The organism is Candidatus Binatia bacterium (assembly GCA_036382395.1).
Classification (GTDB): domain Bacteria; phylum Desulfobacterota; class Binatia; order HRBIN30; family HRBIN30; genus JAGDMS01.
The window spans coordinates 1-12,787 of record DASVHW010000171.1 but is presented as its reverse complement, the minus strand read 5'-3'; the positions used below and the strand labels follow the sequence as shown (position 1 = coordinate 12,787).

At 64.8% G+C, this 12,787-nt stretch carries 13 protein-coding genes, 1 tRNA gene and 1 pseudogene; 7 read left to right on the top strand and 8 right to left on the bottom strand.

Annotated features, from left to right (window positions below; translation table 11 throughout):
- The 3 genes from VF515_07950 to VF515_07940 all read left to right on the top strand — a co-directional run.
- Nucleotides 1-291 (top strand): type II toxin-antitoxin system PemK/MazF family toxin (locus tag VF515_07950; GenBank protein HEX7407565.1); only part of this gene is annotated, 291 nt, incomplete at its 5' end.
- 117 nt (nt 292-408) lie between these two features.
- Nucleotides 409-687, top strand: a complete 279-nt coding sequence (locus tag VF515_07945; GenBank protein ID HEX7407564.1) for an AbrB/MazE/SpoVT family DNA-binding domain-containing protein — start codon at nt 409-411, stop codon at nt 685-687.
- A complete protein-coding gene (locus tag VF515_07940; protein HEX7407563.1) occupies nt 674-1,054 on the top strand; it encodes a type II toxin-antitoxin system VapC family toxin in 381 nt (126 codons plus the stop codon). Before VF515_07945 ends, VF515_07940 begins: the two co-directional genes overlap by 14 nt.
- A 126-nt stretch (nt 1,055-1,180) precedes the next feature.
- On the opposite strand, the gene VF515_07935 is transcribed toward VF515_07940, so the two are convergent.
- The 5 genes and pseudogenes from VF515_07935 to VF515_07915 form a co-directional block, all read right to left on the bottom strand.
- Nucleotides 1,181-1,870 carry an HAD family hydrolase gene (locus VF515_07935; protein HEX7407562.1) on the bottom strand — a complete coding sequence of 230 codons (690 nt, stop codon included), beginning with the start codon at nt 1,868-1,870 and terminating at the stop codon, nt 1,181-1,183.
- Nucleotides 1,871-1,880: 10 nt separating this feature from the next.
- Nucleotides 1,881-2,354: a ribosomal protein S18-alanine N-acetyltransferase gene (rimI, locus tag VF515_07930; GenBank protein ID HEX7407561.1), complete on the bottom strand. Its 474-nt coding sequence runs from the start codon at nt 2,352-2,354 to the stop codon at nt 1,881-1,883.
- 2 nt (nt 2,355-2,356) lie between these two features.
- Entirely contained in the window at nt 2,357-3,358 is a 1,002-nt protein-coding gene (locus VF515_07925; GenBank protein HEX7407560.1) for a beta-ketoacyl-ACP synthase III, read from the bottom strand.
- Between the two features lie 9 nt (nt 3,359-3,367).
- Entirely contained in the window at nt 3,368-4,303 is a 936-nt protein-coding gene (locus VF515_07920) for a ketoacyl-ACP synthase III (GenBank protein ID HEX7407559.1), read from the bottom strand.
- 1,218 nt (nt 4,304-5,521) lie between these two features.
- Nucleotides 5,522-5,791, bottom strand: a pseudogene (locus tag VF515_07915) (4Fe-4S dicluster domain-containing protein).
- A gap of 331 nt (nt 5,792-6,122) precedes the next feature.
- On the opposite strand from VF515_07915, the gene VF515_07910 reads away from it, so the two are divergent.
- Nucleotides 6,123-6,195, top strand: a tRNA-His gene (locus VF515_07910).
- 43 nt (nt 6,196-6,238) lie between these two features.
- Nucleotides 6,239-7,294: a TIGR03617 family F420-dependent LLM class oxidoreductase gene (locus VF515_07905; protein HEX7407558.1), complete on the top strand. Its 1,056-nt coding sequence runs from the start codon at nt 6,239-6,241 to the stop codon at nt 7,292-7,294.
- Here the strand turns inward: VF515_07905 and VF515_07900 are convergent.
- A complete protein-coding gene (locus VF515_07900) occupies nt 7,254-7,478 on the bottom strand; it encodes a hypothetical protein (protein ID HEX7407557.1) in 225 nt (74 codons plus the stop codon). The genes VF515_07905 and VF515_07900 overlap by 41 nt on opposite strands.
- Nucleotides 7,479-7,488: 10 nt before the next feature.
- The gene (locus VF515_07895) at nt 7,489-7,632 is read right to left on the bottom strand and encodes a hypothetical protein (protein ID HEX7407556.1); all 144 of its coding nucleotides are present in this window, start codon (nt 7,630-7,632) and stop codon (nt 7,489-7,491) included.
- 183 nt (nt 7,633-7,815) lie between these two features.
- On the opposite strand from VF515_07895, the gene VF515_07890 reads away from it, so the two are divergent.
- A complete protein-coding gene (locus VF515_07890) occupies nt 7,816-9,540 on the top strand; it encodes an FAD-binding protein (protein ID HEX7407555.1) in 1,725 nt (574 codons plus the stop codon).
- Nucleotides 9,541-9,550: 10 nt separating this feature from the next.
- Nucleotides 9,551-11,707, top strand: coding sequence for a molybdopterin-dependent oxidoreductase (locus VF515_07885; GenBank protein HEX7407554.1), 2,157 nt, complete (start codon nt 9,551-9,553; stop codon nt 11,705-11,707).
- Nucleotides 11,708-11,715: 8 nt separating this feature from the next.
- Here the strand turns inward: VF515_07885 and VF515_07880 are convergent, their stop codons facing one another.
- Nucleotides 11,716-12,603: a radical SAM protein gene (locus tag VF515_07880; GenBank protein ID HEX7407553.1), complete on the bottom strand. Its 888-nt coding sequence runs from the start codon at nt 12,601-12,603 to the stop codon at nt 11,716-11,718.
- Nucleotides 12,604-12,787: the final 184 nt, after the last annotated feature.

Sequence of the window (12,787 nt, the reverse complement as noted above, 5' to 3'; positions counted from 1 at the left end):
AACCCGCAGGCTGGACACGAGCAAGCGGGGCGTCGGCCGGCCCTCGTCGTGTCGCCAGCGGCCTACAATAGGAAGGTGGGGCTGGCGCTTTTGTGCCCCATCACCAGTCGAGCCAAGGGCTATCCGTTTGAGGTGGCAATTTCGTCGGGATTGAAGGTGTCCGGCGTTGTGCTGTCGGACCACGTCAAGAATCTGGATTGGGCCGCACGCAAAGCTACGCATGAGTGCAAGCTGTCGCGCGCCACGGTGTCGGAAGTCCTCGACAAACTGGGGACGTTACTCGCCCCATGACGCGAGTGGGTCAGATGAGGATACATCGAAGTGCGGCCCAGTGTCGCGTGAAGAGCAAGGTGCGCTGCGATGTGGGCCGCACAGGTGCGTTGAGGAGGGGTTGTCATTACTGCGGTAATGTGCGACAGGGAATGCATGGTGCTCGCACAGTCGAAGGTGACCGCACAGGGGCAGATTTCGGTTCCAGCGGAGGTGAGGCGGAAGCTGGGGCTTGGCCCCGGTTCCGTTCTGGAGTGGGACCAGGACGGGGAAAGGATCGTGGTCCGGAGAGCGGGTCGATACAGTTCCGAGGAGATTCATCGGCAGCTGTTCGCGGAGACTCCGAAACGGCGAAGCCTAGCTGAGCTGAAAGAGGGAATCCGGCGGCACGCGCGGAAGAGGCATGCGCGCGGTTGATACCAACATCCTGGTGCGCCTGATCACCCGAGACGATCCAAAGCAGGTGACGGCGGCGGAGTCGTTCGTGACACGGGGGGCTTGGGTATCGCATCTGGTTCTGGCCGAGACTCTGTGGGTCCTGGAGTCGGTTTACGAACTGGACGCCGAGCGGCGCGCCACCGCTGTCGACATGCTTCTGAATCACCGCAGTCTCACGCTCCAGGATCCGGACGTGGTCACGGCGGCGCTGGCGCACTTTCGGCACAAACCGTCCCTTGGCTTTTCTGATTGCCTGGTTCTGGAGATCGCCCGGAAGGCGGGCCATCTTCCCCTTGGAACCTTCGATCACGATGTCGGGAAACTCGAAGGCGCTGAGCGCCTGTGATCTGTCGGCGCTCGCGGCAAGTATGCCAAGCGGTACGCGGAGGGAACGAACGTGGTCGTTTTGGACCCCGATGTAGCCGAGGTGTTCAAGCATCGAGAGTCCGTGAACGAGACGCTTCGTCAGTTGTTATAGGTGCCTTCTTCCAGCTCCCAAGATCGCTGCAATGACGTCGGGCAGCTCGCCGAACGTGGACACCACCGGTCCCGCACCTTCGATCTCGCTGCGGTAGCCATGTCCGTAGTCGCAGCCGATGAAATGACAACCGACGGCAGCGGCGGCCTCGACATCGCTGGCCCGGTCACCGACCATGACGATCTGTTGCGGCGTCAGGCCGTGACGCTCGACGTAGGCGTGAAGAATCTGCGCTTTGTCGGCAATTGCGCCGCTCTCGACCGTGATCAAATCGGTGAAGTGGCGGGCGATCCCGTTGCTCGACAGTACCGTTTCGACGTACCGCCGTCTGCCGTTGGAAGCCACGGCGAGCAGGAAGCCTGACGCTTGCAGGCGCGCCAGCGTTTCAGCGACGCCGGAGAAGAGGATCCCCTCACCGCGCGCGACCTTGGCGCAGATGACTGTGAGGGTTTCGGCGTAAAGCAGGTCCACGGCGGCGCGGTCGATGTTGGGAAACAGCCTGGCCAGAATGACCGGCACCGGCCAGCCGACATGGTCGAGGATCTCGCGCGTGCTGGGCACGCGGGGGAAGGCGTTGGGACGTTGCGCGTTCACATTGGCGATGGCCTCGCGGTAGGCCTCGCCCAGGAACGGTTCCGAGCTGTAGATGACGCCGTCCAAGTCGAACGCGATCAGGGCACGCATCGGCGAACGGTCAGTGTTCTGCCGAGGCGCTTGCCGCGTCGTCGTGGCGCGTCCAACTCATGATGATGGCGTCTTCTCCGCGCCCGTAGTAGTTCCGGCGCACACCGCTTTCCGTGAAGCCGAACGACTGGTACAGGACGAGTGCCGCCGTGTTCCCGCGCCGCACTTCGAGAGTGACGGTGTTGGTGCCTTGCGTCTCCGCCTCCTGCAACACCAGCGCCACCAAGGCGCGGCCGATTCCATGCTGCCGCCGCTCCGGATGGACTGCAATGTTCAGGATCTGGATCTCGTCTCCAACCAGCCAGCGGCAGATGTATCCGAGCAACTCGTGCGGCTCATCGTCGGCTCGCGCCAGAATGGTCCTGGAGAACGGCACCTTGAGCTCATGGAGAAACAAGCCGCGGCTCCAGGGTTCGGGAAACGAGCGCCGTTCGATCTCCAGCACCTCGTCGAGATCGGCAGCGGTCATCGGAGAGAGGAGCATTTCTACCAGCGAATGAGTGCCGAAGCCCACGTGAAGCCGGCGCCGAAGGCCGCCAGACAGACCAGATCGCCATCGTGGACGCGTCCGGCTTCGAGTGCTTCGTAGAGGGCGATGGGAATCGATCCAGCCGTGGTGTTCCCGTAGCGATCGATGTTGTTGAAGACCTTATCCTCGGGCAGCTCCAGCCCCATGGCCACCAGCTGGCTGATCCGCAGGTTGGCCTGGTGCGGGATGAGCAGCGAGAGGTCTTGCGGCGAAAGCCCGTGGGCGTCGAGCGCCTCGCGAATCACTTCCGGGAACCGGGTCACCGCATGCCGGAAGACGTAGCGTCCTTCCATTTTAGGAAACATACGCGCCTCGGCCCCGGTGATCATCTCTTCGGTCAACCGCGGCCGCAGCCGGCTGGCAGGGCATTCCAGCCACAGTTTGTCCGCGAACCGCCCTTCGGCATGCAGGTGCGTTGACAGGATACCGCGCTGGGCGTTTGTTTCCGGGCCGAGGACGACCGCGCCCGCGCCGTCGCCGAAGATGACGGCAACCTCACGTCCGCGCGTGGTCAGATCTATGCCGGTGGAGTGCACTTCCGCACCGACGAGGAGCACGTGATCGTACGTGCCGGTCTTGATGAACTTATCGGCGATGGCGAGCCCGTAGAGGAATCCGGAGCATTGGTTGCGCACATCGAACGCCGGCATGCCGCCGATGCCCAGGCGGTGCTGCAGCAGGCAGGCCGAGGCCGGCATGTCGACGTCGGGGCTCAGGGTGGCGAAAATGATGCAGTCGATGTCTTGGGCCGCGAGCCCGGCACGCTGCAGGGCTTGCCGGGCGGCCTCGGCGCCCATGTCTGCGGCGCCGGTCGACCCTTCGCTGTAGTGCCGCTCGCGGATGCCGGTACGCTGCTGGATCCATGCGTCGGTGGTGTCCATCACCGCCGTCAGGTCGGCGTTGGTTACCACGCGTGCCGGCAGATGGTGCCCGACTGCGAGTATGCGCGAATTCCGCACCACGTCCTCCTACAGCGTCACCACCGCCGCGCCCCAGGCGTAGCCGGCGCCGGATGCCGCCAAGCACACGGTGGCGCCCGGACCGAGTTGACCGCTGGCGACGTCTTCGCTCAAGGCGACCGGCAGTGCTGCGGCCGTGAGATGCCCGTGCCGTGCCGCCGGGATGGTCAGGCGCGCCGGCGAGATGCCGAGCGTCTTCCCGGCAGACTCAGAGACCTCCGGCAGCAGGTGGCTGATGATGAAGCGATCCACCTGCTCGATCTTGGTGTCCGCGGCGTGTAGCGACTCGTGAATCACCGCGGGGAGCGATTCGACTCCGAAGCGCCGCACGGCGTCGACGTCGATGGCGGGAAAATGTTTCCCCTGGCGGAAATTGTCGACCGTCATGCGCACGGGATGCTGCCGGCTCGCGGGGTATTCACACCAGAAGCGGTCATGGTGCCGGCCATCGGTGTGGACCACGACGTTGCGGATCCTGCTCCTGCCGGCGCCCTTTCCCACCAGGGCGGCACCCGCGCCATCGCCAAACAGCCGGGCGATCGGGGCGCCGTGCCCGGAGTAGTCCAGACCGGAGGAATGTACTTCGGCCCCGGCGACGAGCACGCTCCCGTAGACGCCCGCCCGCACAAACTGATCGGCGATGGCGAGGGCGAAGAGAAAGCCGGCGCACTGGGCCCGTACGTCCAGGGCGCCTATTGTGCCGCACCCCATTTGGTGCTGGAAGAAGCAGCCGGCTCCGGGAAAGGTCACGTCCGGGGTCATGGTGGCGAAGATGATGAAGTCCACCGCCGCCGCCGTCAGTTGCGCGCGCTCGAGCGCTTGCGTCGCCGCGCTCACGGCCAGCGTGGACGGACCGACTGCCTCGATGGCGATGGGCCGACGCACACCAACCCGATCCACCTCGGCCGGGAGATGGTGCCCGAAGCCCAGGATTGCGCTGCTCATGCGCTACGACCTGAGGAGGACCACCTCAAGCGTCTTGTCATGCAGGCGGTGCTTGAACGCCTTGACCGGCTTGGGCAGCTCTACGTTGGTGGTGAAGTCGGGCGGAAATGCGGGGGAGACGGCGGCCAGTTTTCGGAGATTCTTGTCCACCACTCGTCCCTTCACCACAAAGACTCCGTTGCGGAAGGAAAGATCGTAGTCGTAATCGGGCATTTCATCCGGAATTCCAAGTTGGTCCTTCAAAGCGGACTGCGGGACCTGCCGCGGAAATTCGACACGCAGCAGAAACCCGTTGCCTTGTTCCTGCAGTGAGTAGACGTCGCCGTAGCGGCGCTCGCGTTCCAACTTGTCCGTGAATTCCTCGCCGTGAAAGCCGTCGACCGCGATCGTTCCGTGCGTCGCGACTGGCGTCAGCTCGCGGATCAGCGGCCCAATCAGCACGGCGAGGGGCGCCGCATACCAGGTGCCACAGTACGTCGGTGCTGCGTGCAATAGCCCACGCAGCCGCATCAGGGATTCCAGAACGGCGATGCCGATGCCGAGCGCAACCCAGCTGTCCAGTTGACTGCGGAAGGCCGCCCGGTTCGAGATCAAAGCCCCGGCGGCGGCCAGGATCAGAGGATACAGCACGATATCCTGTAGAATGTTCAGCCCGGTGGCGCGCGCCGCGGTGAAGTACCGACGGTCGCCCACGGTGTTCTCTATGGCCTTCTTCCGTGAGTCCGGCAAAGCGCCCAAAAGCGGCTGGGCCAGCGCCGCCCGAGTCTTGAGGGATTGGGGTAGGTCTCGCCGCGCCGATCCGAGCTGCGCCACCGCGTCATCGTAACTGCCCGCCAGCTCGCCGGAGAAGACCTTCTCCTTCTTTTCCCGCGCCGGTGCGACACTGGGTTGCGGCGCAGCCGGTTTCTTCTCCGCGCCTGCGGCCGGGGCAGCGGCTTTGGCTGTGGGCGGCGGTGCAGTCGCTTCAGCGGCTGGTGCCACGGGCGCAGCTGTAGCAGCTTTGGCCGCAGCGGGTGCGGGGGGCGCGGCTTCGGCGGCAGCAGGCTTCGGCGCCGCCGCAGCTGGGGCCGCCGGCTTGGGCGGAGGTGAGGGGATCGGCCGGGGAGGGGGTGTCGGTGCGGCGGTGGTTTCCTCCACGGGGCTCGGCGCGGCACCCGCTTTCCGGAAACGCGATGGAAATTTCTGCGGGAAGGTCTCGCTGGGATGCAGCGTGTGGGCTCGTGCGATCAGCACGCCCTCGGCCTCGGGGTTGTCGGGATCGGGAACGCAGCAATCGACCGGGCACACCGCCGCACAGGCTTCTTGATCATGGAAGCCGACGCACTCGGTGCACTTCTCGGGGACGATGTAGAAGATGTCCTGGGCGATGGACGGATGCATGACCCCGTTCAGCTCCCACTCGACACCGCCCTGATAAATCGCCGTGTTCGGGCATTCTGGTTCGCAGGCCCCGCAGTTGATGCATTCCGAAGTGATGACCGTGGCCATTTACGCGCGTCTCTCCACGATGAATCCTGTCGGTTATGTATCGCGTCGGACGCAGCGTTTCAACAAAGGGCGGCGCCCGGCCTGCGTCATGTGTGCCACTCCGAAGCGCGTGGCGACGTTCCGTTCATGTCTGCGAGCGCGGGCGCGACGGCTTCCGACTAATCCATTCGCGGGTTGACCCGATGCCGTTTGTCTGGGGGCGGGACATGTTCCGACGTCGTTCCTCTTGCACCGCCGGGATTGATCACGTATGGCGTAGCGCAGGCTGACGAGCGCCGAATGACTCGTCGCAGCAGGGTATCCTGGCGTTGCCCAGGGTTCACCTCGGACGGTGGGTGTAGCTCAACTGGCAGAGCACTGGACTGTGGCTCCAGGGGTTGAGGGTTCAAGCCCCTTCACTCACCCTTTTATCCGACCAGCGGTCCCATCCTTCGAAGGGAGTCCGAGGTGCGCATTTACATAACGGTGCCGACCGACGACCCGCGGAACGCGGGACGCGTCTTCCGCGAGCTCGAGGAGATCGGTTACGATGGCGGCTTCTCGTTCGAGTCGAAGCACGACCCTTTCCTCCCGCTCGCCATCGCCGCGGGCACGACCCGGCGCTTACAGCTTGGCACGGCTGTCGCCATCGCCTTCGCCCGGAACCCGATGGTGCTCGCCAACATCGGCTACGATTTGCAGGTGATTACCGGCGGGCGGTTCGTGCTCGGCCTTGGCTCCCAGGTCCGTCCCCATATCGAGCACCGCTTCAGCGAAACGTGGTCGAAGCCGGTGGCGCGGATGCGCGAAATGGTCCTCGCGATCAGGGCGATCTGGGACGCATGGGAGGGACACTCGAAGCTCGACTTCAGCGGCGAGTTCTACCGGCACACCATCATGATCCCGGCGTTCAACCCCGGTCCGAACCCATATGGGTCCCCGCGGATCTTCCTCGGCGGCTTCGGTCCCCGCATGATCGAGTTGGCGGGTGAGGTGGCGAACGGCTTCCTCGCCCACCCGTTCAACACCCGCACGTCACTCGAACGGATCGCGATCCCCGCGCTCGAACGCGGCCTGGCGCGCTCGGGACGCCCCCGCGACGACTTCGAGATTGTCTGCGTGACCATGGTGGTGACGTGGACGACCGAGCAGGAGTACGAGTCGGCCCGCGCCTCGCTGCAGGAGCAGCTTGCGTTTTACGGCTCGACGCCCGCGTACAAGTCGGTGCTCGAGTGCCACGGTTGGGATGATCTCCACCCCGAACTCAACCGGCTCTCGAAGCAGGGGCGGTGGGCCGAGATGAGCGAGCTCATCACCGACGAAATGATGGAGGCAATTGCGGTGATGCGGCCCCGTCACGAGGTTGCGTCCGCGCTCCTCGAGCGCCTGGCGGGGATCGCCGACGCCGTGAGCCTGGTGAACAACCGCCACCCCGACCCCGGCAACTTCCGGGACATTGTTGCTGACCTGCGCGGCCAGCGGGCTACTTCTTCGCCTCGCCGCCCTGCTGTGACAGGCTCCTGACGCCGTAGGTTTCCAGCAGCTGGTTGATGTTGGTGGTCTTGATATCCATGCCCGTGCCCGACAACGGCAAGAGCAGGATGCGCTTGCCCTCCAAGGCTTCGGCCAGCTTGAGTTTGACCATCACCTCGCCGCCGCTTCCCACCAGCGCCTTGTTCATCTCGGTGATGCCTTTGGCCTCGGCCACGCCTTCGGCTTCAATTGCGGCCGCCCCGCGCCGCCTCCTCGCGTGCGCCGGTGAGATCGAGCACTTGGAGGTCTTTCGGGAAGAGGTACATCCTCTCGATGTCAAACGGCTTGAGCACCAGGTGGAAGCCGGTGTTGTAGACGTCCTTGTGCACTCCACGCGTACGGGTGCATCCTACCACGGGAGGGGGGCAGAGGAATTACGACGCGCCCTTTTCCCCTGGATCCCGGCAGGCCTGAGCTTTGTCATTGCCGCCAGCTGGGTTAGGCGCTATTGGAGCGCGGCCTGGACGGGGCGTGTCTACTCTGTCGGGCGAACTGCACTACATGAGGTGCGCATGGCGTTGTGGGATGCATCCGTAGACTTTTTGGTAGTGGGATCCGGTGCCGCTGGCATGACTGCCGCGCTGCGTGCCCATGATGTGGGTGGCGAGACCCTGGTGATCGAAAAAGCCGCTGTCTACGGCGGCTCGACGGCCTTGTCCGGCGGGGTTGCCTGGGTGCCCAATAATCCCCTGATGGCGCAGCATGGTATCAGCGATTCAGCCGATCAGGCCTTGCGGTATCTCGAGATCGTCACCAAGGGGAGCGTCTCCAAGGAGAGACTGCGGGCATACATCGATGCCGCCCCGCGCATGCTGGCGACCTTGGCGGAAACCTCGCATGTTCGTTTCACGTGCGTGACGAACTACCCGGACTATTACCCTGAAGTGGAAGGCGGGAAGCCGGGAGGCCGTTCGTGCGAACCGGCGGTCTTCGACGCGCTGCAGCTCGGGGCGGAGTTTGGGGCGATGCGCTACCCGCCGCCCGGGAAGCTGGCCATGGGCGGCCGCGTGGCGTTCAAAGTGGCCGATGCCAAGGCCCTCTTGGCCGGGGGGCCGTCGCTCACCTGGTTCATGCTGCGCGGGCTGCTATCGTACTACACCAATTTCCGGGCTCGGCGGCAGGGTCTTTGCAACACCACCCTGACGCTTGGCCGCGCTCTCGTGGGGCGCCTGCGCCTTTCCCTGATGGATCGCAAGGTGCCGGTGTGGCTCAACACCTCGATCAAGGAACTCATCACCGAGGGCGGTCGCGTGGTGGGAGCTGCGGTCGAAAAGCAAGGCAAACCGGTCCGCGTTCAGGCAAGGAAGGGTGTCCTGCTTGCCGCCGGCGGTTTCGAGCGCAATGCCGCCATGCGGCAGCACTACCAACGGCCGCCCGTGGGCAGTGAATGGACGGGAGGCTGCGATGCCAATACCGGGGACACCATCGGTTTGGGTACAGCCATTGGCGCGAGCCTCGATCTGATGGACGAGTCATGGTGGTGTCCCTCCCTCCTCGCCCCGTACCCTGCCTCAGATCGTTCGTGGATGGTGATCTACGAGAAGAACTTGCCCGGGAGCATCGTGGTGAACAAACGCGGCCGGCGGTTCATGAACGAGGCCGCACCGTACGATGACGTGGTCAAGAGCATGTACGCCGCCAACACGCCGGAAGCTCCCGCCATCCCCGCGTTCCTCATCTTCGATCGCAGCTACCGGCGGAAGTATGCCTGCGGCCCCTTGATGCCGAGCTACGCCGCGCCGGACAGGTTCGTGCGCGCGGATCTGAAAGCCAGCTTCTTCACCAAGGATGAGACGCTGGAAGGCCTGGCGCGGAAAATCGGTGTGGATGCCGCGGGCCTGGCGGAGACGGTGTCCCGTTTCAACCGAGCGGCCGTCACCGGCAAGGATCCGGAGTTCCACCGTGGGGACAGCCTGCAAGACCGCTACTATCCCGGCGACACCCCGGGTAAGAACCCGAATCTCGGCCCACTGGCGCAGCCTCCCTTTTACGCTGTCCTGTTGTTTCCCGGCGACCTCGGAACCAAGGGCGGTTTCCGCACCGACGTCCACGCGCGTGTCCTCACGCACGGCGGCGAGCCGATCCCCGGGCTCTACGCCGCGGGCAATTGCTCAGCCTCGGTCATGGGGCGCTCGTACCCCGGTGCCGGAGCGACCATCGGGCCGGCCATGACCTTCGGGTTCCTGGCGGCGGAGCATGCGCTAGGGGCTGGACACGAACAGCGCGCGCCGGACTGAGAAGATCCTCATGCCACGGGTGGTCCACCGAACGTGTACTCTCTGCGAGGCCTGCTGTGGAATCGAGGTTCGCGTGGAAGACGAGCGTGTCGTGGACATCCGCGGCGACCAGCGCGATCCGCTCAGCCAGGGCTACATCTGCCCGAAGGCCTGGGCGCTGAAGGATCTCCACGAGGATCCCGACCGCCTGCGTCAGCCGCTCCGACGCACCGCGGCCGGGTGGGAGCGCGTCAGCTGGGAGGAAGCCTTGGCGTACGCCGTCGAGGGGATCCGCAAGGTGCAACGCCAGCACGGCGATGACGCGGCCGCCATTTACCTGGGCGAACCAGTTGTCCACAACCTGGGCGCGATCCTCTTCGGCGACGCGCTGGTTGCCGCGCTGCGAACGCGAAAACGCTTCAGCGCCAACTCACTCGACCAGTTTCCGAAGCAGCTTGCCAGCCACTGGATGTACGGCAGCGGCTTGTTCATGTCGGTCCCGGACGTGGACCGAACAAATTACATGCTGATCATCGGGGCGAATCCCGTGGTTTCCAACGGTAGCCTGGTTACGGCACCGGGCATGACGGTGCGCCTGCGGCGAATTCAGCAGCGCGGGGGCAGGATTGTCGTTGTTGACCCGCGGCGTACCGAGACGGCGAAGCTTGCGAATGAGCATCACTTCATCCGTCCGGGCACCGATCCCTTGCTGCTCGCGGCACTGGTCCACACCCTCTTTACCGAGAAGCGCATTCGGCTGGGTAAGCTGGGGACGTTCGTTGACGGGTTGGACACGGTGGAGAAGACCGTGGCCTGCTTCACGCCGGAGGCAGTGTCGGACCGGGTGGGCATTGCGCCGAACGCCATCCGCGCCATCGCCCTGGCATTCTCGGATGCCCCGAGCGCCGTCTGCTACGGCCGCATGGGGATGTGCGCGGTTCCATTCGGGACCACGGCGAGTTGGCTGATCGAGGTCCTCAACACCGTCAGCGGTAACCTTGACCGTCCTGGCGGCGCGATGTTTCCCAATCCACCGGTCGACGTGATGCGCCTGCAGCCGAAGACCGACCGGGGCCGTTGGCAATCGCGAACGCGCCGGACGCCGGAGTTCATGGGCGAGCTCCCCAGCGCGACCCTCGCCGAGGAGATCGAGACACCCGGAGACGGTCAGGTGCGCGCACTGGTCACTCTGGCGGGGAACCCCGTGCTCTCGTCACCGGCCGGCCACCGGTTGAGCGATGCACTCGGTAAGCTCGACTGCATGGTATCGATCGACTTCTACCTGAACGAGACCACTCGGCATGCGCACGTCATTCTCCCGCCGGTGGGACCGCTCGAACGCGATCATTTCGACGTGGTGTTTCAGCTCTTCTCGGTGCGGAGCACTGCCCGATGGTCGCCGGCCGTGTTCGCGTTACCGCCCGGCGCAAAGAACGACGCCGACATCCTCCTGGCGCTCTCAAGCCAGCTGTTCCGAGCCCGCGGTGGAGCCGGATGGGTGAAGGCCCTCGCTCTTCGCGCGCTGCTGGCTGTCGGCGGCGAGCGGGTTTCGCGCCTCGCGGTCGACCTCGCACTGCGAGCGGGTCCATACGGCAGCGGAATGCGCTGGTGGAGAGACGGCCTGACGGTGAGGAAGTTGCGCCAATCGATACACGGCCTCGACCTGGGGCCCATGCAGCCGTGCCTGCCAGATCGGCTTCCGATTCGTTCTGGTAGTTCGGCACGCAAGATCGACTTGGCGCCGCGCCAGGTCATCGCCGACATGGCGCGTCTGCGGACGAGCATGGCGGAAAGCCCGCCGGAGCTGGTGCTCGTCAGCAGGCGAGAGATGCGCACGGTCAACAGCTGGTCGCACAACCTCCCGAGCCTGGTGAAGGGTCCGAGACGCTGCGTGTTGTCCCTTCACCCCGCGGACGCCGCATCGCGCCGGGTTGCGCCTGGCGATTGGGTGCGAGTGACGAGTCGGGTTGGTGCGGTGGACGTTCCGGTCGAAATTACCGACGACATGATGCCGGGCGTGGTCGCGCTCCCGCACGGCTACGGACACTGCGGGGAGGGTATCCGGCTGGGCGTCGCTGCCCAGCACGCAGGTGCCAGCATCAACGATCTCACCGACCCCGCGGAGATCGATCCTCTCTCGGGGAATGCGGTTCTAAACGCGATCCCCGTTCGGGTCGAACGCCGCTAGCATCCGGCTCACAAGCCCAGCCCGACCAGCCGCTCGGTCGGTGGGCGAAACGCTTTCAGCGGCCACTGCAGGGCCTCATCGATCTCTCCCAGCATGGCCGGCTTGTCCTCGGGGATGCGGCCGCGCAGGTCGAGAAAATTCGATATATGGTCCGAGAGCAGCGTCGTGGGGCCTTTGAGGTGCTCGATCAGCAAGCGCGTTTCGTGGAGCGCTTCGTATGCCGACAATAGTGTCAGACCCCCATCCCGCCAGCGGTCGTGCCACGGTGTGCCGGGTTGCGGCACGAAGGTCCGCAGCCGAATGAAGGTCGGCGGTGCCTGCGTGAGCACGTCGGCGCTGCCCAGAGCATGCGCGCGCCAGCGCTCGATGCCGGCCACGCCGACCATGACGTAGACCGAGAGTTCGATGCCCGCGCTCATGACGTGCCGGTACGCTTCCACTGCTTGTTCCGGCGTCACTCCCTTGTTGATGTCGCGTAACGTTGCCGCATCGCCCGACTCCAGACCCGAGTGGATGCGGGTGATGCCCGCTGCGCCTATGCGTCGCCACTCTTCAAGGCTCTTCTTGACGAGAAACTTCGCCGACCCGTAGGTCGTGATCCGCTGCAAATTCGGAAAACGGGCCCTGGCCGCTGCCCCGATGGTGACCAGCTTCTCAGTGGGCAGCACAGCCGAATTGCCATCGGCCAGGAAGATGGTCTCCACGCCGTACGGTCCGTAGGCCTGGAGCGCGACATTCAGATCCTCGATGACCTCCTCCATCGGACGTACGTGAAACTTGCGTCCTCTGTACATGCCGCAGAAGGCGCACTGGTTGTGCGGGCATGCCAGGGTCGTTTGGATGATCAGTGAACCCGCTTCGCTCGGGGGCCGATAGACGGTGCCTTGGTAACGCATGCTCGGTTCCTCACCACGGGGCCAGGCTCGCTGGCAAGCGACAGCCTGGCCTTCTCCAAGAGATACACCTCTGTAACAGCGATGTGTAGGGCAGCAATGATCACGTGACCGGGACGTGCTTCAACAACCCTCCGGCAATCAGATGGAAGGAGAGGTGAGATTCAGAAATGCGATGAGCCTGCGC

Excerpts from the sequence above, each read along its gene's own strand:
- VF515_07885 (HEX7407554.1), top strand. The coding sequence starts at position 9,551 with ATGCCACGGGTGGTCCACCGAACGTGTACTCTCTGCGAGGCCTGCTGT.
- VF515_07935 (HEX7407562.1), bottom strand. The coding sequence starts at position 1,870 with ATGCGTGCCCTGATCGCGTTCGACTTGGACGGCGTCATCTACAGCTCG.
- VF515_07940 (HEX7407563.1), top strand. The coding sequence starts at position 674 with ATGCGCGCGGTTGATACCAACATCCTGGTGCGCCTGATCACCCGAGAC.
- VF515_07945 (HEX7407564.1), top strand. The coding sequence starts at position 409 with ATGTGCGACAGGGAATGCATGGTGCTCGCACAGTCGAAGGTGACCGCA.
- VF515_07920 (HEX7407559.1), bottom strand. The coding sequence starts at position 4,303 with ATGAGCAGCGCAATCCTGGGCTTCGGGCACCATCTCCCGGCCGAGGTG.
- rimI (HEX7407561.1), bottom strand. The coding sequence starts at position 2,354 with ATGCTCCTCTCTCCGATGACCGCTGCCGATCTCGACGAGGTGCTGGAG.
- VF515_07890 (HEX7407555.1), top strand. The coding sequence starts at position 7,816 with ATGGCGTTGTGGGATGCATCCGTAGACTTTTTGGTAGTGGGATCCGGT.
- VF515_07880 (HEX7407553.1), bottom strand. The coding sequence starts at position 12,603 with ATGCGTTACCAAGGCACCGTCTATCGGCCCCCGAGCGAAGCGGGTTCA.